21 protein-coding genes and 2 pseudogenes are annotated in these 19,299 nt (G+C 73.5%); 14 read left to right on the top strand and 9 right to left on the bottom strand.

The window, feature by feature from the left end; all coding sequences use genetic code 11:
- Window positions 1-139 precede the first annotated feature (139 nt).
- The 3 genes from AC3EVP_RS04660 (at window position 140) to eda (ending at window position 2,713) form a co-directional block, all read left to right on the top strand.
- Entirely contained in the window at window positions 140-964 is an 825-nt protein-coding gene (locus AC3EVP_RS04660) for an alpha/beta fold hydrolase (protein WP_435126355.1), read from the top strand.
- 189 nt (window positions 965-1,153) lie between these two features.
- The gene (gene yaaA, locus AC3EVP_RS04655; RefSeq protein WP_435126352.1) at window positions 1,154-1,942 is read left to right on the top strand and encodes a peroxide stress protein YaaA; all 789 of its coding nucleotides are present in this window, start codon (window positions 1,154-1,156) and stop codon (window positions 1,940-1,942) included.
- A 153-nt stretch (window positions 1,943-2,095) separates the two neighbouring features.
- Window positions 2,096-2,713 (top strand): bifunctional 4-hydroxy-2-oxoglutarate aldolase/2-dehydro-3-deoxy-phosphogluconate aldolase, encoded by a 618-nt coding sequence (eda, locus tag AC3EVP_RS04650; RefSeq protein WP_435126349.1) that lies wholly within the window; start codon window positions 2,096-2,098, stop codon window positions 2,711-2,713.
- A 12-nt stretch (window positions 2,714-2,725) separates the two neighbouring features.
- Here the strand turns inward: eda and AC3EVP_RS04645 are convergent.
- The 3 genes and pseudogenes from AC3EVP_RS04645 to AC3EVP_RS04635 form a co-directional block, all read right to left on the bottom strand.
- Window positions 2,726-3,457 (bottom strand): annotated as a pseudogene (locus AC3EVP_RS04645) (histidine phosphatase family protein); the annotation flags it as partial.
- On the bottom strand, window positions 3,447-4,190 hold the full coding sequence (locus AC3EVP_RS04640; protein ID WP_435126794.1) for a zinc ribbon domain-containing protein: 744 nt from the start codon (window positions 4,188-4,190) through the stop codon (window positions 3,447-3,449). The gene AC3EVP_RS04640 and the pseudogene AC3EVP_RS04645, both read right to left, overlap by 11 nt.
- Window positions 4,187-5,158: a Nif3-like dinuclear metal center hexameric protein gene (locus AC3EVP_RS04635; RefSeq protein ID WP_435126346.1), complete on the bottom strand. Its 972-nt coding sequence runs from the start codon at window positions 5,156-5,158 to the stop codon at window positions 4,187-4,189. The genes AC3EVP_RS04640 and AC3EVP_RS04635 overlap by 4 nt, the downstream gene beginning before the upstream one ends.
- A gap of 180 nt (window positions 5,159-5,338) precedes the next feature.
- Between AC3EVP_RS04635 and AC3EVP_RS04630 the strand changes: the two genes are divergently transcribed.
- From AC3EVP_RS04630 to AC3EVP_RS04620, 3 genes are all read left to right on the top strand, one after another.
- Complete coding sequence (locus AC3EVP_RS04630; protein WP_435126343.1) at window positions 5,339-6,634, top strand: hypothetical protein; 1,296 nt, start codon at window positions 5,339-5,341, stop codon at window positions 6,632-6,634.
- Window positions 6,635-6,663: 29 nt separating this feature from the next.
- The gene (locus AC3EVP_RS04625; RefSeq protein WP_335981161.1) at window positions 6,664-6,816 is read left to right on the top strand and encodes a hypothetical protein; all 153 of its coding nucleotides are present in this window, start codon (window positions 6,664-6,666) and stop codon (window positions 6,814-6,816) included.
- A 101-nt stretch (window positions 6,817-6,917) separates the two neighbouring features.
- Entirely contained in the window at window positions 6,918-7,307 is a 390-nt protein-coding gene (locus AC3EVP_RS04620; protein ID WP_435126339.1) for a hypothetical protein, read from the top strand.
- Between the two features lie 43 nt (window positions 7,308-7,350).
- Here the strand turns inward: AC3EVP_RS04620 and AC3EVP_RS04615 are convergent, their stop codons facing one another.
- A complete protein-coding gene (locus AC3EVP_RS04615) occupies window positions 7,351-7,827 on the bottom strand; it encodes an Lrp/AsnC family transcriptional regulator (RefSeq protein ID WP_335981163.1) in 477 nt (158 codons plus the stop codon).
- A 79-nt stretch (window positions 7,828-7,906) separates the two neighbouring features.
- Between AC3EVP_RS04615 and AC3EVP_RS04610 the strand changes: the two genes are divergently transcribed.
- Both AC3EVP_RS04610 and AC3EVP_RS04605 read left to right on the top strand, forming a co-directional pair.
- The gene (locus AC3EVP_RS04610; RefSeq protein WP_435126334.1) at window positions 7,907-8,956 is read left to right on the top strand and encodes a Glu/Leu/Phe/Val dehydrogenase dimerization domain-containing protein; all 1,050 of its coding nucleotides are present in this window, start codon (window positions 7,907-7,909) and stop codon (window positions 8,954-8,956) included.
- A gap of 55 nt (window positions 8,957-9,011) precedes the next feature.
- The gene (locus AC3EVP_RS04605) at window positions 9,012-9,389 is read left to right on the top strand and encodes a winged helix-turn-helix transcriptional regulator (protein WP_335981165.1); all 378 of its coding nucleotides are present in this window, start codon (window positions 9,012-9,014) and stop codon (window positions 9,387-9,389) included.
- Here the strand turns inward: AC3EVP_RS04605 and AC3EVP_RS04600 are convergent.
- The 3 genes from AC3EVP_RS04600 to AC3EVP_RS04590 form a co-directional block, all read right to left on the bottom strand.
- Window positions 9,368-10,300 (bottom strand): alpha/beta hydrolase, encoded by a 933-nt coding sequence (locus tag AC3EVP_RS04600; protein ID WP_435126330.1) that lies wholly within the window; start codon window positions 10,298-10,300, stop codon window positions 9,368-9,370. The two genes, AC3EVP_RS04605 and AC3EVP_RS04600, sit on opposite strands and share 22 nt — an antisense overlap.
- 212 nt (window positions 10,301-10,512) lie before the next feature.
- A complete protein-coding gene (locus AC3EVP_RS04595; RefSeq protein ID WP_335981167.1) occupies window positions 10,513-11,478 on the bottom strand; it encodes an alpha/beta hydrolase in 966 nt (321 codons plus the stop codon).
- 61 nt (window positions 11,479-11,539) lie between these two features.
- Entirely contained in the window at window positions 11,540-12,418 is an 879-nt protein-coding gene (locus AC3EVP_RS04590) for an LLM class flavin-dependent oxidoreductase (RefSeq protein ID WP_435126326.1), read from the bottom strand.
- 216 nt (window positions 12,419-12,634) lie between these two features.
- Between AC3EVP_RS04590 and AC3EVP_RS04585 the strand changes: the two genes are divergently transcribed.
- Window positions 12,635-13,243: a TetR/AcrR family transcriptional regulator gene (locus tag AC3EVP_RS04585; protein ID WP_435126323.1), complete on the top strand. Its 609-nt coding sequence runs from the start codon at window positions 12,635-12,637 to the stop codon at window positions 13,241-13,243.
- 21 nt (window positions 13,244-13,264) lie between these two features.
- Here the strand turns inward: AC3EVP_RS04585 and AC3EVP_RS04580 are convergent.
- Window positions 13,265-13,903 (bottom strand): annotated as a pseudogene (locus tag AC3EVP_RS04580) (NADPH-dependent F420 reductase); the annotation flags it as partial.
- A gap of 264 nt (window positions 13,904-14,167) precedes the next feature.
- On the opposite strand from AC3EVP_RS04580, the gene AC3EVP_RS04575 reads away from it, so the two are divergent.
- Together AC3EVP_RS04575 and AC3EVP_RS04570 are read left to right on the top strand one after the other, a co-directional pair.
- Window positions 14,168-14,755, top strand: a complete 588-nt coding sequence (locus tag AC3EVP_RS04575) for a TetR/AcrR family transcriptional regulator (protein ID WP_335981170.1) — start codon at window positions 14,168-14,170, stop codon at window positions 14,753-14,755.
- A 74-nt stretch (window positions 14,756-14,829) separates the two neighbouring features.
- The gene (locus tag AC3EVP_RS04570) at window positions 14,830-16,236 is read left to right on the top strand and encodes an amidase (protein ID WP_435126319.1); all 1,407 of its coding nucleotides are present in this window, start codon (window positions 14,830-14,832) and stop codon (window positions 16,234-16,236) included.
- A gap of 60 nt (window positions 16,237-16,296) precedes the next feature.
- Here AC3EVP_RS04570 and AC3EVP_RS04565 read toward each other — a convergent pair whose 3' ends face one another.
- Window positions 16,297-17,232 carry a LysR family transcriptional regulator gene (locus AC3EVP_RS04565; protein WP_435126316.1) on the bottom strand — a complete coding sequence of 312 codons (936 nt, stop codon included), beginning with the start codon at window positions 17,230-17,232 and terminating at the stop codon, window positions 16,297-16,299.
- Between the two features lie 132 nt (window positions 17,233-17,364).
- Here AC3EVP_RS04565 and AC3EVP_RS04560 point away from each other — a divergent pair, with 132 nt between their 5' ends.
- From AC3EVP_RS04560 to AC3EVP_RS04550, 3 genes are all read left to right on the top strand, one after another.
- On the top strand, window positions 17,365-18,324 hold the full coding sequence (locus AC3EVP_RS04560) for an NAD-dependent epimerase/dehydratase family protein (RefSeq protein ID WP_435126313.1): 960 nt from the start codon (window positions 17,365-17,367) through the stop codon (window positions 18,322-18,324).
- Window positions 18,325-18,438: 114 nt separating this feature from the next.
- A complete protein-coding gene (locus AC3EVP_RS04555) occupies window positions 18,439-18,942 on the top strand; it encodes an SRPBCC domain-containing protein (protein ID WP_435126310.1) in 504 nt (167 codons plus the stop codon).
- Window positions 18,943-19,018: 76 nt separating this feature from the next.
- Window positions 19,019-19,186 carry a hypothetical protein gene (locus tag AC3EVP_RS04550; RefSeq protein ID WP_435126307.1) on the top strand — a complete coding sequence of 56 codons (168 nt, stop codon included), beginning with the start codon at window positions 19,019-19,021 and terminating at the stop codon, window positions 19,184-19,186.
- Window positions 19,187-19,299: the final 113 nt, after the last annotated feature.

Genomic DNA, 19,299 nt, shown 5'->3' with positions numbered 1-19,299 from the left:
AATTCGGGGCAGCGGGAATTCCGCGGCGGAACCGTGTTTGCGGGAACGGAAAAGGGGCAACGCTGCTGGACTGCGGTGCGCCGGGCCCGGCGATACAGTCCCGTTGGGGGGAATCGCCCCATATACGACCGGGAGAGCCATGGGTTTCGTGACGACACGGGACGGCACGGAGATCTTCTACAAGGACTGGGGGCACGGCCAGCCCATCGTGTTCAGCCACGGCTGGCCGCTGTCGTCCGACGACTGGGACCCCCAGCTGATGTACTTCCTCGACCACGGGTTCCGCGTGGTCGCGCACGACCGGCGCGGCCACGGGCGCTCCGCCCAGGTCCCCGACGGCCATGACATGGACCACTACGCCGACGACCTGGCCTCCGTGGTCACCCACCTCGACCTGCGCGACGCGATCCACGTCGGCCACTCCACCGGCGGCGGGGAGGTCATCCACTTCCTGGCGCGCCACGGGCAGGACCGGGCGGCCAAGGCGGTGCTGATCAGCGCGGTGCCACCGCTGATGGTGCGCACCGACAGCAATCCGGGCGGCGTGCCCAAGAGCGTCTTCGACGACTTCCAGACGCAGACCGCGCACCGCCGCTCGTCGTTCTTCCGGGAGGTCGCCGCCGGCCCGTTCTACGGGTTCAACCGGGAGGGCGCGACCCCGGACGAGGCCGTGATCCAGAACTGGTGGCGGCAGGGCATGACCGGCAGCGCGAAGGCGCACTACGACGGCGTCGTCGCGTTCAGCCAGACCGACTTCACCGAGGACCTGAAGAAGGTGACGCTCCCGGTGCTGGTCATGCACGGCGACGACGACCAGGTCGTGCCGTACGCCAACGCCGGACCGCGGTCGGCGGAGCTGCTGCCGAACGGCACGCTCAAGACGTACGAAGGGTTCCCGCACGGCATGATCACCACCCAGGCCGACGTGATCAACGCCGACCTGCTCGCCTTCGCCCGCGGCTGAGCCCCGCCGCGCGGCGCGCAGGCCGCCGGGTCCCGTCCGGCCTCTTCGGGACCCGGCCCGACCCGGCTCCCGCCCCCTGACCGGGGCGGGAGCCGGGTGTGTACGGCCGTAGGCTGCTACGGGGCCGGCCGAGGTGCGAAGGCACGGCGGCCGGCCCGTACGCCGTCTTCGGAACCCGAGGGAGAACCCGTGCTCGTCCTGCTGCCGCCGTCCGAGGGGAAGGCCACCGCCGTACGGGGGCGGCCGCTCGCGCTGGACGGCCTGTCGCTGCCCGAGCTGACCGCCGCGCGCGGGGCGGTCCTCGACGAGCTGGTGCGGCTGTGCGAGGGCGACGCGGACAAGGCCGCCGAGGTGCTCGGGCTCACCCCGGGGCTGCGCGGCGAACTCGCGAAGAACGCGGCGCTGCGCACCGCGCCCACCCTGCCCGCCGCCGAGCTCTACACCGGTGTGCTCTACGACGCGCTCGGCCTGGCCACCCTCGACGCGTCCGCGCTGCGGCGGGCCCGGCGCTCCGTCCTCGTCTTCTCCGGGCTGTGGGGCGTGCTGCGGCTCGCCGACCGGGTGCCGTCCTACCGCTGCTCGATGGGCGTACGGCTGCCCGGCACCGGGGGGCTCGCCTCCTACTGGCGGCCGCACCTGGACGCGGTGCTGCCCGAGGTCGCCGGCGGCGGGCTCGTCCTGGACCTGCGGTCCGCCGCGTACGCGGCCGCGTGGAAGCCGCAAGGGGCCCTCGCGGGGCGTACGGCGACGGTCCGGGTGCTCCAGGTGCGGGTCGTGGGCGGGGTCGAGAAGCGGTCCGTGGTCAGCCACTTCAACAAGGCGACCAAGGGGGAGCTGCTGCGCGCGCTCCTCACGGCCGGCGCCGCGCCCAAGACGGTTCCCGCCCTCGCCACCGCGCTGCGCGACCTCGGCTACGAGGTCGAGCACCCCCCGGGTTCGCCCCAACTCGACGTGCTCCTGCGGGGGCCCGGCGACTGAGGTCCTGCCCCTGGCGGCCGGGCCCACCTGACCGTGCGCTGTGGCTCGTCGCGCAGTCCCCCGCGCCCCTTCGTGGTGCGGCTCCTCCGAGGACGTTGCGCGCTCTGCAACGGGCGTTGCGGGGGGTGGTGGGGGCGGGTGAGGATGAGCCGCATGGAGAGTGTGCTGGACCTGGCCCCCGTGGTCCCCGTGGTCGTGTTGGAGCAGGTCGAGGACGCCGTACCGCTGGCGCGCGCGCTGGTGGCAGGGGGACTGCGGGCGATCGAGGTGACGCTGCGCACCCCGGCCGCGCCGGAGGCGATCCGCGCGATCGCCGCGGAGGTCCCGGACGCCGTGGTGGGCGCGGGTACGGTCCTGGGCCCGGCCGAGGTGGAGACGGCGAAGGCGGCGGGCGCGCGGTTCCTGGTGAGCCCGGGCTGGACGGAGGACCTGCTGGCGGCGATGCGGGCCTCGGGCCTGCCGAGCCTGCCCGGGGTCTCGACGGCCTCGGAGGTCCTGCGGCTGCTGGAACTCGGCGTGACCGACATGAAGTTCTTCCCCGCGGAAGCGGCCGGGGGCGCCCCGTACCTGAAGTCGCTGCACTCTCCGCTGCCGCGCGCCCGCTTCTGCCCGACCGGCGGCATCGACGCCGAACGCGCCGCCGCCTACCTGGAGTTGCCCAACGTCGCCTGCGTGGGCGGCACATGGATGCTGCCGCAGGAGGCCCTGCGGGCAAAGGCGTGGCACCGCGTCACACAACTGGCCCGTTCCGCGGCCGCGCTGGCCGGGTGAACCGCCCGCGCCTCACCCGCGGCCGGGCAGCTCCCGCAGGTGCGCGGTCGCGTTGACGTACCGCACGGACGTGTTGCCGTCGGCGTAGTGGTCCACCGCGCTCAGGGCGGCCGGGTCCAGCCGCATCCGGAAGAGCGCCTCGGGCGGGGCGCCGAGGGCCAGCCGGATCAGCGTCTTGATCGGCGTGACATGGCTGACCAGCAGGACCGTCCGGCCGCGGTGCGCGGCGAGCAGCGCCTCCCGGGCGGCCGCCACCCGCTCCGCGACCCGGGCGAAGCTCTCCCCGCCGGGCGGGGCGGCGGCCGGATCGCCGAGCCACGCGGTCATCGTCTCCGGGTCGCGCTGCCGCGCCTCGGCGAACGTCAGGCCGTCCCAAGCGCCGAAGTCCGTCTCGCGCAGGCCCTCCTCGACGGTGACGTCCAGGCCGAGCCGGTCCGCGACCGCGGCGGCGGTCTGCCGGCAGCGGGCGAGCGGCGAGCTGACCACGGCGTGCACGGCGCCAGGGCCGCCCGGCTCCTGAGCGCCCGGCTCCTTCGCGGCCAGGACCTGCGTGCCCAACTCCCGTGCGGCCAGCTCCGCCTGGGCCCGTCCCCGCGCCGACAGGCCCGGATCGGTCCCGCCGCTGCCGGAGAACCGCTGCTGCCCGGTGAGCGGTGTCTCCCCGTGCCGCAGCAGCACGAACGTGGTCGGGGTGCCCAGATCGGGCGCCCCCTGCCCCGTCGCGGCCACCGCCCTACAGCCCGGAGTCGGCCGTACGCACCAGAATCCGGCGGCAGTTCTCGCAGCGCACCACGGCGTCGGCCGGAGCGGCCCGCACTTCGTTCAGCTCGGTGATGTTCAGCTCCAGCCGGCAGCCCTCGCAGCGCTTCTGGTAGAGCCGGGCGGCGCCGATGCCGCCCTGCTGGGCGCGCAGCTTGTCGTAGAGCCCCAGCAGGTCGCCGGGGACGGCGTCGGCGAGCACCTCGCGCTCCTTGGCGACGGTGAAGCCCTCGGCGTCGATGCCCTCCAGCTCGGCGTTCTTGCGCTGCTCGGCCTCGGCCACCTTGGCCTCCAAGGCCGCGACCCGGTCGGCGAGTTCGGCGCCGCGCTCCTGCGCGTTCTCGCGGCGCTCCATCACCTCCAGGACGACGTCCTCCAGGTCGGACTGGCGCTTGGCGAGCGAGGCGATCTCGCGCTGGAGGTTCTCCAGGTCCTTCGGGGAGGTGACCGCCCCGGAGTCCAGCCGCTGCTGGTCGCGGACCGCGCGCTGCCGCACCTGGTCGACGTCCTGCTCCGCCTTGGTCTGCTCGCGGGCGGTGTCGCTCTCCTCGGTCCGGGCGGCGACGAGCAGGTCGCGCAGCTGGGCGAGGTCGGCGCCCAGCCGCTCCAGCTCGGCGTGCTCGGGGAGGTTGCGGCGCTTGTGGTCGAGCTGCGCGATACGCGCATCGAGGGCCTGGACTTCGAGAAGTCGGATCTGGTCGGCGGGCGCGGCGTTCAGCGGGGGGCTCCTGTGCTGCTGGAAGGGGAATTCGGGTTCGGCGACGAGCTGGTCGGGCCGGGCGGCCCGGTCACGTCCGAGGGGTCCGGCGCGGCGGACGGGTCCGTCATGGCGGCGGAGTCCGGCGTGGTGGAAGGCGCGTGGAGCGTCCAGGGGTCGGTGACCGCCCGCGAGACATGGGTCCGCAGATTCCAGCCGTGCCGGTCGGAGATCTCGTCGAGCTGGCCGGCGGCCTGCTCGCACCACGGCCACTCGGTGGCCCAGTGCGCGGCGTCCACCAGGGCGGGCGGCCCGGCCTGCCGGGCCTCGGAGGCGGGGTGGTGCCGCAGGTCGGCGGTGAGGAAGGCGTCCACCCCGGCCGCGCGGACCTCGGCGAAGAGGCTGTCGCCGGAGCCGCCGCAGACCGCGACCGTGCGGACCAGGGTGTCCGGGTCTCCGGCGACCCGCAGCCCGGTGGCGGTGTCCGGCAGGCCGCGCGCGGCCCGCGCCGCGAAGTCAGCCAGCCGCATCGGCACGTCGAGCGCGCACAGCCGGCCCAGGCCCCGGCGGCCGGCGGGGTCGGCCGGGTCGGGCACGAGCGGGCCGGTGACGCGCAGGTCCACGGCCGCGGCGAGCGCGTCGGAGACCCCGGGGTCGGCCCGGTCGGCGTTGGTGTGCGCCACCAGCAGGGCCACGCCGCCGCGGATCAGGTCGTGCACCACCCGGCCCTTGAAGCCGGCCGGGCCGACCGGCGCGACGGTGGTGGTGCCGCGCAGGTAGAGCGGGTGGTGGGTGACGAGCAGGTCCGCGCCGAGCCGGACCGCCTCGTCGACGACCTCCTGGACCGGGTCGACGGCGAACAGCACCCGGCCGACCGTCGCGGACGGGTCGCCGCAGACGAGGCCGACGGCGTCCCAGGACTCGGCCAGCTCCGGCGGCCAGAGGGCGTCCAGAGCGGCGAGCACGTCGGCAAGAGAGGGTGCGGGCACGTTACGAAGGTTACCCGCCGCGCCGGCCGGCCGGGATGCGAGCGGCCGACGCAGCACAACGGCTCGGGTGACAGCGTCGGTTCGCACGGGGCGACACCCTTACGTGTGAACTGTCCCGGCTCGCGTTGATCGTCGTGAAGTACGAAAACTACCGTCCTGAGCTGGAGGTGGAGAACCCACATGACCCTCGACACGACCGGTACCCGCCAGCTTTCGGACCCGACCCCGCCGGAGCGGGCGCCCGCCGCGGAACCGGCGGCCCGGCACCGTAGCGGCTTCACGATCAGCGCCGACGGGGCCTACGCGGCCTGCCTCGCGGCGGCGACCGTGCCGAGCGAGGAGGGCGAGGGGGGCGGCGGCTGGTACGTCGAGCGCTGGTCGCTGGACGGACCCGAGCCCTACGCGGTGGCGCTGCCCGGTCCGCGCCCGGAGGAGCCAGGCACACAGGTGCTCCCCCTCCCCGACGGCCGCGTGCTCGTACGGCGCGGTACGGCGGCCGGCACCGCCGCCGACGCCGCCCCCACCGGGACCCGCCACGACCTGTCCCTGCTCTACCCGTCCGGCACCGGCACCGGCAGCCAGGAGATCGGCGCGCTCACCGGCACCGACGTGCGGCTGCTCCCGCCGGCCCCGTTCGGCGCCTTCGCCACCTGCTACGACGCCGGCGGCGGCGTCACCTCGCTGTGGCAGCTGTGCGACGCGGGCGGCGGCAGCGGGGGCGGCCCGGTGCACCTGCTGACGCTGCCCGGCCGCTGCACCGGCGGCGCCTGGTTGGACCGCACCGGGCGGCTGCTCGCCCTGGACCGCGAACTGGACGGGCGGACCAAGACCGTGGCGGTCGACCTGTTCGCCGGCCAGGTCAACCCGCTGCTCCAGCTCACCGAGGACAGCGACGACCGGCTGCTGCTCGCCGAGCCGGACAGCGGGCTGCTGATCGTCCGCAGCGACGCCACCGGCGAGCCCCGGCTCGGCTGGGGCGTGCTCGGCAGCCGCCACCCGGTGCGCTTCCCCGACACCCTGCGGGTGGCCGGTGCGCTGCTCTCGCCCGTCGCCGCGCAGCCCGGGCAGAGCCTCGCCCCGGAGGCGTGCGTGGTCGCCTTCCGTTCGGCGGTGCCCGGCGGGCGGTCCTCGCTCGCGCTGTGGCGGCCGGGCGAGCGCCGGCTGCACTGGCGCCGTGCGCCCGCGGACTGGCTCGGCCCGGCCGCCCGCTGGCTGCCGCGCTCCCCGCTGCACCTGCCGACGCCCGCCGCCCTGCACCCGTACGACCCGCCGCCGCAGGTCGCCCCGGCGCCGCGCGCACTGCCCGCGCCGCGGGTGGTGCGGGCCCGCGCGCTGCCCCCGGCGCGCCGCACGCTCGCGGTGCTCCCGCTCCAGAACGCGCCGCTGACACAGCAGGCCCCCTGCCCCGGCGGCGGCATGATCCTCGGTAGACTCGCCCGCGTCACCGAGGGTGAACGCCCGCGCGTGAGCATGTAGTCAGGTGGGTACAGGGGGAGAGCAGAAAGATGGCGAACACGACCAGGGCCGATCAGGCGCGCGACCACGCGCACCAGGGAGCGGACGAGGACGTGGCCGGCCGGCACCGGGGCGAGGCCTCGGCGGAGGACGGCGAAGCGGCGGCGCCGCACGGCAAGCACCGTCGTGAGGGAACCGGCTGAGGCCGGACCGGCAGCGGCTCCGGCAGCGGAGCGGCGGACGACAGCGGAACGCGGTACCCGTCGGGTGCCGCGTTCCGGATTCCGGGGGGGAGTCGACGTCGATGGCGACACGGTGGGGTCTGATCGTCGAGGAGGCCAAGGGCGGGCGCTACGGCTTCGTGCACAACACCGTGCTGGAGGTGTTCACCGGCACCCGCGAGGAGGCCCTCGCCCGGCTGGAGGGCCACGCCACCACCTTCCAGCCGCGCCAGCTGCGGCATCCGCCCCGCACCCGGCTGTTCCGCTCGGCCGACGGCTTCCTGCTGGTCGGCAGCGACGTGCCCAGCGAGTACGCCACCGACTGGCACGTCCTGTGCCGGTTCAGCGTCGCGGAGCTGGTGCGCGACAGCGAGGACACCCGGCGCGAGGTCGAGGCGGAGTGGCGGGCCCGGGAGGAGCAGCGGGCCCGGGACCGGGCGGAGAAGAAGCGGCAGAAACGTCTCGGCTACTGACCTGCGTGCCCGATGTTCAGGCGGGATGTGTCAGGCGGGATGTTCAGGCGCGTTGTTCCGGTGCGGGGGGCAGCGGCTCGAGCACCGGGTTGGTGAGGTGCTGGTAGATGATCGAGGTGCGGAAGCCGACGATCTCGCGGCGGTTGGTGAACTGGTCCAGCAGGAAGGCGTGCAGGTGGTCGATGTCCTGGGCCGTGACATGGACGAGGAAGTCGTCGCTGCCGGCCATCGTGTAGACCGAGACGACCTCCGGCAACCGGGTCACCGACTGCTCGAAGGCGGCGACCACGTCCCGGCGCAGCGGCCGGACCTGCGTGGACACCATGGCCTGGACCGGGCGGTTGAGCGCGCGCAGGGAGACCTGGGCCCGGTACCCCTCGATGACGCCGCGCTTGTGCAGCAGCCGGGTGCGCTCCAGGCAGGTGGACGGTGCGATGCCGAGCTTCTCCGCGAGCGCGCGGTTGGAGAGCCGACCGTCCACCTGTAGATGGCGCACGATCGCCGAATCAATGTCGTCCATGACCACCCTCCACGGCCGCCGTCCGAATTTCGTTCGGCATAGCGCCAGTTCGTCCGAGCGTCACTCTAGCTTCAGGCGCATGAGCCACGCGTTCGCACATGAAGAGGTCCTTGTCCGTCGTGGCAGCCGCTCGGGGCTGCCGCTGGTCGTCGCTGTCCACTCCCGGGCGCTGGGCCCGGCGGTCGGCGGGTGCCGGCTGCGCCGCTACGACACGTGGCAGGACGGGCTGGCCGACGCGCTGCGCCTGTCGGAGGCCATGACGTACAAGGCCGCGGTGGCCGGTCTGGACTTCGGCGGCGGCAAGAGCGTGATCGCCCTCGGCCGGGACACCGAACTCACCGAGCGGCTGCGCGAGGCCGCGCTCGAGGACCTGGGCGAGCTGATCGCCGCCATGGAGGGGTCGTACCGGACCGGCCCCGACATCGGCACCGGCCCGGACGACATGGTGGTCCTGAAGCGCTTCTCGCCGTACGCCTACTGCGCGCCAGGCGAACACGGCGGCACCGGCGATTCCGGCGGTCCCACCGCCACCGGCGTCCTGGCCGCCCTCCGCGCGGGCGCCCGGCACGTGTTCGGCAGCGCCTCCAGCGCCGGCCGGACGGTGGTCATCAGCGGGTTCGGGTCGGTCGGCGGCGGCATCGCGGCGGGCCTGGCCGCCGAGGGCGCCCGCGTCCTGGTGTCGGACGTGGACCGGTCCCGCAAGGACACCGCCCTGGCGTACGGGTACGGATGGGTCGAGCCCGATGAGGCGCTGTCCGCGCCCGCCGACATCTTCGTCCCCGCGGCCGTCGGCGGCGTCCTCAGTGCGGCGACCGTGCCCAGGCTGACCGCACCCCTGGTCGTCGGCCCGGCCAACAACCAGCTCACCGAGGAGTCCGTCGCCGACGCCCTCGCCGCGCACGGCGTGGTCTGGGTCCCGGACTACGTGGCCGGCGCCGGGGGCATCGTCTACGCGCTGAGCCGGGAATCGGAGCACTACGGCCACGAAGCCGCCCAGCAGCGGGTGGAGCGCATCGGCGACACCGTCAGCCACGTGCTGGACCTGGCCCGTTCGACCGGCGTGACCCCGCAGCAGGCCGCCCGGCGGATCGCCGAGACCCGGCTCGCCTCCGCCGTCCGTCCGGAATAGGCCGGGGCCGACCGCGGGTTGTGCGGGTATGGAACCGGTGGAAGGTGTGTCCCAGGTGCGAGCCGCGGGGACGCCGCTCGCGGTCGGCGTGCTGGACCAGCAGTGTCCGCGAGCGGTGTTCGACCGGGTCACCAACCGGTGGGCGGTGCTGATCTTCGACGCCCTGTTCGACGGGCCGCGCCGGTTCTCCGAACTGACCGCCGAGGTCGCCGGTATCAGCGAGAAGATGCTGTCGCAGAACCTCAAGGTCCTGGTGCGCGCCGGACTGGTCGAACGCTCCGTGGCGCCGACCGTGCCGCCCCAGGTCACATACAGCCTGACCGCGCTCGGCGCGGACCTGACTGTGCGGCTGCACACCCTGGTGCGCTGGGTCGACGACCACATCGGCCCCATGGTGCAGGCGCGGGAGCGTTACGACGCGGAAGCGCCCTGACGGGAAAGCCCCAGCTTGGGACGCAGCCAGCGCGCGATGTTCGCGACGGTCCGGTCGGCCTCGGGGGCCCGGCCCGCCATCAACGGGTAGATGTGCTGCATCCCTTCGCCCACTTCGAGGGTGACGTCGACGCCCGCGTGCGTGGCCAGGCGCGCGAAGCGTTCGGCGTCGGCCCGCATCGTCTCGTACCCGCCGCAGGTCAGATAGACGGGTGGCAGTCCGGTGGCGTCCGCGTACAGGGGATTGGCCAGCGGGTCGGTGGGGGAGCCGTGCTCGCCGAGGAACATCGCGGCGAGCGCGAGCGTGGTCGGCCGGCTGGCGAAGACGTCGTGCGCGGCGTTGGTGTCGAAGGTCTCACCGGTGGCTTCCATGTCGTACCAGGGGGAGACCGCCACGATCCCCGCGGGCAGCGGGTCGTGGTCGTCGCGCAGTTTCAGGACGGTCGAGGTCGCTAGCCCGCCGCCGCCGGAATCGCCCGCGACGGCGATACGGCCGGGTTCGACGCCGGTGCGCAGGAGATCGCGGTAGACCGCCACCGCGTCCTCGAGTTGGGCCGGAAAGGGATGCTCCGGCGCCAGCCGGTAATCGATCACCAGGGCACGGCAACCGGTCGCTTTCGCGAGATGGGCGGCGAATTTGCGATGGGTGTCTTTCGAGTTCGCGACGAAAGCGCCGCCGTGGAGGAAGAGGATGACGCGGTCGGTCGCCGAGCCGAGCGGTGTGCACCACAGCGCCGGCCGCCCCCCGGCCTCGACCTCCTCGTACGTCACGCCGGTGGGCTCCGCGGACTGCGCCTGTAGTTCGTCCATCATGTCGCGCAGCGTCGGCAGATCCATGTCGGGCCGGTCGCGCATACGGTCGGCCATCGACTGGAGTGCGGCGCGGAGGGCGTCGGATTCGGGGCTCGGCATCACGGAATTCCGATCATTCGGGAAAGGCGCGGGTGGGGACGTGCACGGACGCGGGTATTCGCGTAAAGGTGCACATCGGTGCGGCGGAATCGCCGACTTCCGCAAAGCTATGCCTTTTCCCGATCGGACGTAAGAGCTTACTTTTTTGTCAGGGCCGGGCGCCGGCGAAAGGATCGAGGTCAAGCGGACCGCCGGGCCGGAAACTTCTGGTGTCAGCCCGCGGCCAGCAGCCGCTGGACCCAGGCGGCCCGGGTCGTCGAAGCGGTGCGCGAGAGCGCGGCGTGCGGGGCCATGGCGTCGAAGCCGTGGAAGCCGCCCGGCCAGACGTGCAGTTCGCACTGGACGCCGGCCTGGAGCAGCCGGGCGGCGTAGTCGATGGCCTCGTCGCGGAAGGTCTCCACCGAGCCGACGTCGATGAAGGCGGTGGGCAGGCCGGCAAGGTCGGTGGCCCGGGCCGGTGCCGCGTAGATGCTGACGTCGTCGGTGCCCCGGCGTTCGCCGAGCAGGGCGTGCCACCCGGTCGTGTTGCTGGTGCGGTCCCAGATGCCCTCGCCGTCGAGTTCCCGGCTGCTCGGTGTGACGAAGCGGTCGTCGAGCATCGGGCACATCAGCACCTGGGCGAGCGGCCGGGGGCCGCCCCGGTCGCGGGCCAGGAGTGCGACGCCGGCCGCGAGTCCGCCGCCGGCGCTCGTTCCGGCGAGCACGACACGGTCCCGGTCGCCGCCTATCCGCCCGGCGTGTTCGTGCACCCACAGCAGCCCCGCGTAGCAGTCCTCGACGGGTGCGGGGTCCGGGTGTTCCGGTGCGAGGCGGTAGCCGGCGGACACCACCACGGCGCCGTTGGCGACGGCCCAGTCGAGGACGGTGCCGACCCCGGTGCGCTGGTCGCCGATGATCATGCCGCCGCCGTGCAGGTAGTAGATGACGGGTGCTCCCGCCGCCAGACCGGCGGGCCGCAGGACGAGCAGCGGGACCTCGGGGGCGCCGTCGGGGCCGGGGACGGCGAGGTCTCGCACCTCGACGGTGCCGCCGCGGGTCAGGTCCTCGCCCGGGGCGGCGAAGAGCCCGGCCCGCAGGGCGCCGATGTCCTGGGCGGTGACGGTCGGGGAGAGCTGCTGGTGGACCAGCGCCAGGACGGCGCCGAGTTCCGGGTCGAGGGGCGGGTGGTTCGTCGTCATCGGCGGTTCCTCGGTTGCGGGGGTGGTGTCGGGGATCGGGGCGGGGTGCGTCAACGGGCCGTCAGCGCGTGCGGCCGGGAGGGCTTACGGCGTAGGCGGCTTCGAGCGGGTCGATGACGGTGTCGGCGATCCAGCGCGCGACCCCGGCCGGGTAGGGCGCGGACAGCGCGAGCACGATGTGGCCGAACCCGCCGTCGACCGCCGCGCGGATGGTGGCGCGGGTGTCCTGGGGCCGGTCGTAGGAGACCGGCAGCACGATGGACCGGGTGATCTCGGCCGGGTCGCGGCCGATCTCGGCGCACAGCCGGTCGAGTACGGCGCTGCGGGCGATCGCCTGCTCGATGCTGTCGGCGGGCGCGTTCCACAGGTCGGCGTGCTCGGCCACCACGCGCAGGGTGCGAGTCGCCTTCCCGCCGATCAGGATCGGCGGGTGGGGGCGCTGGACGGGTTTGGGACTGGCGAACGCGCCGGTCAGCCGGTGGTGGCGGCCCTGGAAGTCGAACGGTTCGGTCGCGGTCCAGAGCCTGCGGATGACCGTGCACGCCTCGGCGAGGCTTTCGACGGCGTGCGCGGCGTCGTGGAAGGGGAGGCCGTGCGCCGCGTACTCCCGCCGGGCGGTGGGCACGTCGGGCCGGGAGCCGGCGCCGATGCCGAACTCGAGCCGGCCGCCGGAGACGATGTCGACGGTGGCGGCGATCTTGGCCAGCACGGCCGGCGGCCGGAACCTGTTGCTGGTGACCATCACCCCGAGCCGCAGCCGCTCGGTGCGGGCCGCGAGGGCCGACAGCAGCGTCCAGCCCTCGAGGGCCGGGCCGTCCGGGTCGCCGCCGATCGGCATGAGGTGGTCGAAGAGCCAGGCGTGCTCGATCTGCGGGATGCCGTCCGCTTCCTGCCACACCCGCAGGATGTCGTCGTAGGCGACGTGGGTGGGAGCGGTCATGATGCCGAAGCTGGTCCGGCGGGGCGGCGCGAGAGGGAACCCGGTGTCGCGGGAGGACGCGGTGTCGATCACGGGGCGGACGCCTTTCGGAGGTTCGGCAGGCACGGCGGTGCCCGTGCGGCGAGGCGTCTGGCAGGATGGAAATGCGGAGCCCCGCTCCGAATCACGATATGGAACGTCGCTCCGCTTTGCAAGTGAAGTGAAAGGATGCCTCCGATGCCCACGCCCAGCACCTCGCCCCCGGGCGGCCGCAAGCGGTCCGACGTCCGCCGGAACGAGCAGACCCTGCTGGACGCCGCGGCGGCCGTGTTCGCCCGGGCGGGCGTCCACGCTCCCGTGCGGGAGATCGCCGCGGAGTCGGGGCTCGGCATGGGCACGATCTACCGCCACTTCCCGACCCGCTCGGAGCTGGTGGTCGCGGTCTTCAAGCACCAGGTCGACGCGCTCGCCACCGACGCGCACGCGCCGTCCGCGGAGGTCGGGCCGTACGAGGCCCTGCGGCTGTGGGTTCACCGGTTCGCCGACTTCCTCGTCACCAAACACGGCCTGGCCGAGGCCATGCGCTCGGACCCGACCGGGTTCGACTACCTGCACAACGAGTTCGTCGAACGCCTGCTGCCCGTGCTCGACCAGCTGCTGCGAGCGTCCGCCGCCGCCGGCGCCACCCGCGCGGACGTCCGCGCCTTCGACCTGATGCTCGCCGTCGGCAACCTGTGCATCGGGGTCGACACCTTCCCCGACTACCAGGCCCGCCGCATGATCGACCTGCTGCTCGCCGGCCTGGCGCAGCCCTCCCTGCCGCCCACGGCCCCCGACCCGCGCTGACGCCCGCGCCCGCCCACGCGCTCAGCCGGCGGTGGTGACGCCCAGGGAGAAGTCGTACGCCCCCACGCCATGGCGCCCCAGGCCCATCATCAGCACCCCGGCGCCCTCCAGCCACCGCGCCATCGCCAGGTCGCCGGTGTCCCACGGGCGCAGCCCGATGCTCTCGACGAACGCCGACGTGCGCGCCTTGGCCCGCGCGTCGTCGCCGGCGAGGAACACGTCCACCGGGCGCCCCTGGGCGAGGACGCCGCCGAAGACGGTGTTGAACGCCTTGACGACGTGAGTGCTCGCCGGAGCGGCCTTCGCGATCTCCTGTGCGACGGAGGTGCCCTCGGGCGTGACGACCCCGGTGGCGGCGGAGTTGAAGGGGTTCGAGATGTCGACGACGACCTTGCCGGCCAGCGCGTCCCCGTACCGGCTGACGACCGGCACGGCGCTGCCGGCGGGCACGGCGAGGATGACGATGTCCCCGGCCGGGGCCGCGTCCATGGTGCCCGCGGTGGCGCCGCGGCCCAGTGCGGCGGCCACGTCCGCGGCCTTGGCGGCGTCCCGGCCGACGACCTCGACGGCGTGGGCGCCGTCGAGCGCCCGGTTGGCGAGCACCCGGGCCATCTGCCCCAGGCCGATGATGCTGATGCTGCTCATGGTGAGCGCTCCTTCTCTGCGTCGGGCTCTTGCGTCGGGCTCTTGCGCTGGGCTCTGCGTCGGGTGGTCCTCGACAGGTCCGGCTCCGCCGGATCAGGCCCGGCGCGCTGCGCGCCGTTCCTCGTGGGTGTCCAACAGGCGGGGCGGGGGCCGTGCTTCCCGTCCGTCCATCGATAGAAGGAGGCGCTGCGATAGATTTTCTGCATGCCTGCACGCCCGCTGCCCTTGCGCGGAGCGGATTTCTAGACGACTGGTCTAATCTGCTGCTAGCGTGCCCGTATGGCAGGTACCAAGGTGGACACGGGGCAGAGCCTTCTGGAGACCGCGCGGCGGATCGTGGCCACGAAGGGCTACGCCGCGGTCGGCATCAATGAGGTCCTGGCCGCGGCCGGCGTCCCGAAGGGGTCCTTCTACCACTACTTCGCTTCGAAGGACGCCTTCGGCGAGGCGATGATGAAGAGCTACTTCGACGACTACCTGGCCGTCATGGACGGCATCGCCGCCGACCGCCGCAGGAGCCCCGCCGAGCGCCTGATGGCCTACTGGCAGAGGTTCCACGACACGCAGGCGGCGGACGACTGCCAGGGCGGATGCCTGGTCGTCAAGCTCGGCGCGGAGGTCGCCGACCTCTCCGAGGCGATGAGGGCGGCGACGAAGACCGGGACCACCGCGATCGTCGACCGCCTGGAGCGGATGATCGCCGACGGCGTCGCGGACGGCTCCGTGTCCGTCGAGGAGAGCCCCCGCATGGCGGCCGAGGCGCTCTACGACCTGTGGATCGGAGCGAGCATGATGGCGAAGATCCACCGCAGTGCGCGCCCGCTGGACCGTGCCATGGCCGTCACCCGCCAAGTCCTCCACATCTGACGAGCCCTTCGACGGGCCTTCCCCGCCCCCCGTACGCCGGACTAGTAGACCGGTCTAGTAGAAACGAGGTCACCATGACCACCGAGCTCATCCACCGCGACGCGAGCGGACTCGCCGAGCTGATCCGCGACCGGAAGGTCTCCTCCGTCGAGGTGGTGCGGGCGCACCTCGACCGCATCGAGGCGGCCGATCCCAAGGTCAACGCCATCGTCACGCTCGCCGACGGGGCTCTGGAGGCGGCGAAGGCCGCGGACGCGGCGGTGGCGGCCGGCGTGGCGGTCGGGCCGCTGCACGGTGTGCCGTTCACGGCCAAGGACTCGTTCGACACCGCCGGAGTGCTGACCCAGCGCGGTTCCCCGATCTTCGCGGGCCGCGTCCCGGACCGGGACGCCACCAGCGTGGCCCGCCTGAAGCGGGCCGGTGCGATCCTCCTGGCGAAGACCAACCTCCCGGAGTTCTCGTACTCGACCGAGTCCGACAACCTCCTGACGGGCCGCACGAACAACCCCTGGAACCTCGGCCGTACACCCGGCGGTTCGAGCGGCGGCGAGTCAGCGGCGATCGCGGCGGGCATGTCGCCCCTCGGGCTCGGCAGCGACCTGGCCATCTCGGTGCGCGGGCCGGCCGCGCACACCGGCATCGCCGCGCTCAAGCCGACGCACGGGCGCATCCCGATGACCGGGGTCTGGCCCCGGGCGCCCCGCCGTGACTGGCACGTGGGCCCGATGGCCCGCACCGTCCGCGACCTCGCCCTGGCCTACGCGCTGCTGTCCGGGCCGGACGGCGCCGACGGTCTTGCCAGCGTGCCGCGGGAGTTCGACGCCGGCCTGGGCACGTCGCCGGACCGGCCGGTGCGTGTCGGATGGCTGGTCGACTCCGGGCTCGGCCCGATCGACCCGGAGGTCGCCGCCACCGTGCGGGACGCCGCCGAAGCGCTGCGGAGCGCGGGGGCCGAGGTCGACGCGGTGGACATCCCGGCCCTGGAGCGGGACAACCCGCTCGACCTCTTCTACCGACAGCACGTCATGGAGGTCAGACCGGCCTTCCGGGAGGCCACCGCAGGCCACGAGGACCGGATGGGCAGGGTCTCGAAGCACATGCTCGCCGGCCCCGACACGCCCCTGCACGACTACGTCCTGGCCGAACAGGGCGTCGAACGCCTCCGGGACGCGTTCGCCGCGTACTTCCAGCGGTACGACATCCTCCTGCTCCCGGTCCTGCCCGTTCCCGCACACGGACACGGCGCCGCCCGGCTCACCGTCGACGGCCGTTCCGTGGACGCCGCGCACATCCAGACGGCGACCGTTCCGTTCAACCTGACCGGCCTCCCGGCGCTGTCCCTGCGGTTCGGCACCAGCGGCGAGGGCCTGCCGATCGGCGTGCAGCTGGCGGCGGGCTGGCACTGCGAGTCGACGGTGCTGCACACCGCCTCCCTGCTGGAGTCCCTCAGCCCGGTCCGCGACCAGCACCCCGCGATCTGACCCCGGGTTCCGTGAACGGCGGCCCGTCCGGCAGCCCGTCCTGCCGCGCCCCGGCTTCCGTCACGCCGCGGGCGGCTCGTCCGGTGGGCGGGGCCCGGCGAGTTGGTCGCGGACGTCGCGCGGCACGCTCATGCCGTGGTCGCGCAGGTCGGCGATGAAACGGGCGGCCAGCGGGTCTGGCCGCGTGGACGTCACCGCCACCAGTTGCCGGACCCACCGCGGGGAGAAGGAGCGCACCGCTCCCGGAAAGCCGTGGCTGACCGCGCTCACGGGGCACACCGCGACCCCCAGCCCGGCGGCCGCGAGCTGCGGCGCCGTCGCCGTCACCGAGGTGCGCATCACCGTCTCCGGATGGACCCCCTCGCGGGCGAAGGCCTGGTCGAGCCAGCCGCTGAGGCCGTTGTCCGGGGCGAAGTGGACGAGCGGCACCCCGTCGAGATCCGCGAGGCGTACGGCCGGCCGCCCGGCCAGCGGATGGTCGGCGGGCGCCGCCCACACGATCTCCTCCTCCGCGACGGCGGTGATCGTGAAGCGGCCCGCCGAGGGCGCGGTCAGCACGGCCACGTCGACCTCGTCGGACTCGACGAGACCGAGCGCCTCGTCCATCGCCGTGGACTCGCGCAGCGTGATCGCCACCTCCGGGTGGCGGCGGCGCCACTGGCGGATGACGGCCGCCAGCAGCGGCACCGTCAGGCTCTGCGCGCAGACCAGGCGCAGGACGCCGCCGGCTGCCTGACCGGCCGCGCGCGCCGACCGCACCGCGGCCGCGGCCGCCTCGATCGCGCGCCTGGCGTCCGCGACGGCGGCCCGCCCCGCGGAAGTGAGCTTGACCCCGCGGGCCTCGCGGCGCAGCAGGACCGTCCGCGTCTCCCGTTCCAGCGAAGCGAGCTGATGGGAGACGGCGGGCTGCGACGAGTGCAGCAGCAGCGCGGCCTGTGTGATCGACCCGGAGTCCGCGACGGCGACGAGGCACTCCAGTGCCCGCAGAGAAGCCATCCATGGATCTTATCGCAAGCCTTCGAAGTATGAGGATTGTGGAGGGAAGCCCGCAGGCCGCCCGGTTGCTCTCACCCATGGGACCGCTCGCCACGTCCGGCGAGGGGCTCACACGAAGCGAAGGAGAGAGACATGGCGCAGGTGTTCGTCACCGGCGGTTCCGGGTTCATCGGCCAGGTACTCGTACGCCGGCTCCTCGGCGCGGGGCACGCGGTACGGGTCCTGGTGCGAAGCGAGGCATCGGCCGCGAAGGTCTCGGCGCTGGGCGCGGAGCCCGTGCGGGGCGAGTTGACCGAGCCGCTGACGTGGCGGGAGGACGTGGCGGGCAGCGACGTGGTGTTCCACCTCGCCGCCGAGACCGATGTCACCGCCGACCGCGACCGCCACGAACTGGTGACGGTGCGCGGCACCCGGGCGGCCGTCGACGCCGCTCGCCACGCGGGGGTGCCGCGTTTCGTCCACTGCGGCAGCGAAGCCGCGCTGCTGGCCGGCGACCCGCTCGTGGACGTGGACGAGACCGCGCCGCTGCGGCCCGACTCGGCAGCCGCCTACAGCGCCACGAAGGCCGTGGCCGAGCGGATCGTGCTCGACGCGAACGCCCCGGGCCTCGCCACCGTGTCGATCCGCCCGCGGTTCGTCTGGGGACCCGGCAGCTTCCTCGTCGAGGGCCTGGCCGCGGCGGCGAAGGCGGGCCGGTTCGCCTGGATCGACGGCGGCCGGCACACGACCGACGTCACGTACGTCGACAACGCCGTCGAGGGACTCGTGCTCGGATGGCAGCGCGGCCGGCCGGGCCAGGCCTACTTCGTCACCGACCGGCACCGCGTCACCCTCCGCGCGTTCCTTGAGGCCCAGTTCGCGATCCTCGGCGTGGACGTCGCGGTACCCGACCTGGACGCCGAGACCGCGGCCGGTCAAGTCCCCGTCCCCGCCCGCTGGTTCCTCGGGCAGCAGTGCACCCTGCGCACGGACAGGGCGGTGGCCGACCTCGGATACGAGCCGATCGTCCAGCATGCCGCCGGCCTCGACGCGCTGCGCGACTCCGTGGCCGCCGGCGGGAACACGCCGTCCGTGCTCCCGCCCATCGTGTGACGGTCCCCGTCGAACGGAATCCCGTCGAAACGGAACACCGGCGGTGCGCAACCGTCGCCCGCCGTACATCACGGAACCGACCGCCAGGGAGCGGTCCGACGTTGGGAGAGGCCCATGTCCGAGACGTTCGAGGCGATCAACTGGCCGCAGGCCATGACGCCCAGTCGATCCCCCATCCACTTCACCAACGAGCTGGAGGTCGAGGCATCTCCGGAAACGGTCTGGTCCCTGCTCGTCGATCCCCGCACGTGGCCCTCCTTCTACCCGGGCGTGGGGGAGGTGCGGCTGCTCGACGGCCATGACGCGCTGCGCCTGGGCACGCGGTTCGAGACCAACCTGGCCGGCCAGGACGTGTTCGCCTCCGTACAGGAGTTCCGGCCCCGGACGCGGATCGCGTGGGGCGGCCACCCCAAGGCGTCCGAGGAGTCCAGGGCCTACCACGCCTGGATCATCACCCCCACGCCGACGGGGACCCATCTGTGGACCGAGGAGACGATGCAAGGTCCGCTCTGGGTCGAACTGGCGAAGCAGGACCCCGAGGTCTTCTGGCGCACGCACGAGAACCTGCTCGCGGCGCTCGCCAAGGTGGCGGCCGAGCGGGAGGAGCAGGCCGGTTGACGCGCCTTCGGCGCCTCGCGCCGCTGCCAACGGAACACCCGGAACGCCCAGAACACCCCGAACGGAAGGACGGACGATGTACGACAAGGTGATGTGGCCGGAACCGTACGACCCGAAGACGTCGGCGCTCTACGCCCTCAATGACATCGACGTGAAGGCGCCGCCCGAAGTGGTGTGGAAGCTGCTCGTCGACGCCGAGAACTGGTCGCGCTACCGGGTCTCATCGCAGTGCACCGGGCTTTAGGTGCCGGTACTTCGTCACGAAAACCAAGTGGGCGTGAAGAACGAAGGCACGGTGTCGGCCGGTACGGGATGTTCTGATACTCGGCCATAAACCGACTGGAGTAGGGTGATCGG

This window comes from Actinacidiphila sp. bgisy144 (assembly GCF_057708105.1).
The sequence above is the reverse complement of the archived record's forward strand: the minus strand, read 5'-3'. Positions and strand labels throughout refer to the sequence as shown.

Coding starts and splice junctions, on each gene's coding strand:
- AC3EVP_RS04660 (WP_435126355.1), top strand. CDS start 140: ATGGGTTTCGTGACGACACGGGACGGCACGGAGATCTTCTACAAGGAC.
- AC3EVP_RS04595 (WP_335981167.1), bottom strand. CDS start 11,478: ATGACGACGAACCACCCGCCCCTCGACCCGGAACTCGGCGCCGTCCTG.
- AC3EVP_RS04625 (WP_335981161.1), top strand. CDS start 6,664: ATGGCGAACACGACCAGGGCCGATCAGGCGCGCGACCACGCGCACCAG.
- AC3EVP_RS04550 (WP_435126307.1), top strand. CDS start 19,019: ATGTACGACAAGGTGATGTGGCCGGAACCGTACGACCCGAAGACGTCG.
- AC3EVP_RS04585 (WP_435126323.1), top strand. CDS start 12,635: ATGCCCACGCCCAGCACCTCGCCCCCGGGCGGCCGCAAGCGGTCCGAC.
- AC3EVP_RS04555 (WP_435126310.1), top strand. CDS start 18,439: ATGTCCGAGACGTTCGAGGCGATCAACTGGCCGCAGGCCATGACGCCC.
- AC3EVP_RS04590 (WP_435126326.1), bottom strand. CDS start 12,418: ATGACCGCTCCCACCCACGTCGCCTACGACGACATCCTGCGGGTGTGG.
- AC3EVP_RS04565 (WP_435126316.1), bottom strand. CDS start 17,232: ATGGCTTCTCTGCGGGCACTGGAGTGCCTCGTCGCCGTCGCGGACTCC.
- AC3EVP_RS04575 (WP_335981170.1), top strand. CDS start 14,168: ATGGCAGGTACCAAGGTGGACACGGGGCAGAGCCTTCTGGAGACCGCG.
- AC3EVP_RS04570 (WP_435126319.1), top strand. CDS start 14,830: ATGACCACCGAGCTCATCCACCGCGACGCGAGCGGACTCGCCGAGCTG.
- AC3EVP_RS04610 (WP_435126334.1), top strand. CDS start 7,907: ATGAGCCACGCGTTCGCACATGAAGAGGTCCTTGTCCGTCGTGGCAGC.
- AC3EVP_RS04560 (WP_435126313.1), top strand. CDS start 17,365: ATGGCGCAGGTGTTCGTCACCGGCGGTTCCGGGTTCATCGGCCAGGTA.
- eda (WP_435126349.1), top strand. CDS start 2,096: ATGGAGAGTGTGCTGGACCTGGCCCCCGTGGTCCCCGTGGTCGTGTTG.
- AC3EVP_RS04630 (WP_435126343.1), top strand. CDS start 5,339: ATGACCCTCGACACGACCGGTACCCGCCAGCTTTCGGACCCGACCCCG.
- AC3EVP_RS04615 (WP_335981163.1), bottom strand. CDS start 7,827: ATGGACGACATTGATTCGGCGATCGTGCGCCATCTACAGGTGGACGGT.
- AC3EVP_RS04620 (WP_435126339.1), top strand. CDS start 6,918: ATGGCGACACGGTGGGGTCTGATCGTCGAGGAGGCCAAGGGCGGGCGC.
- AC3EVP_RS04600 (WP_435126330.1), bottom strand. CDS start 10,300: ATGCCGAGCCCCGAATCCGACGCCCTCCGCGCCGCACTCCAGTCGATG.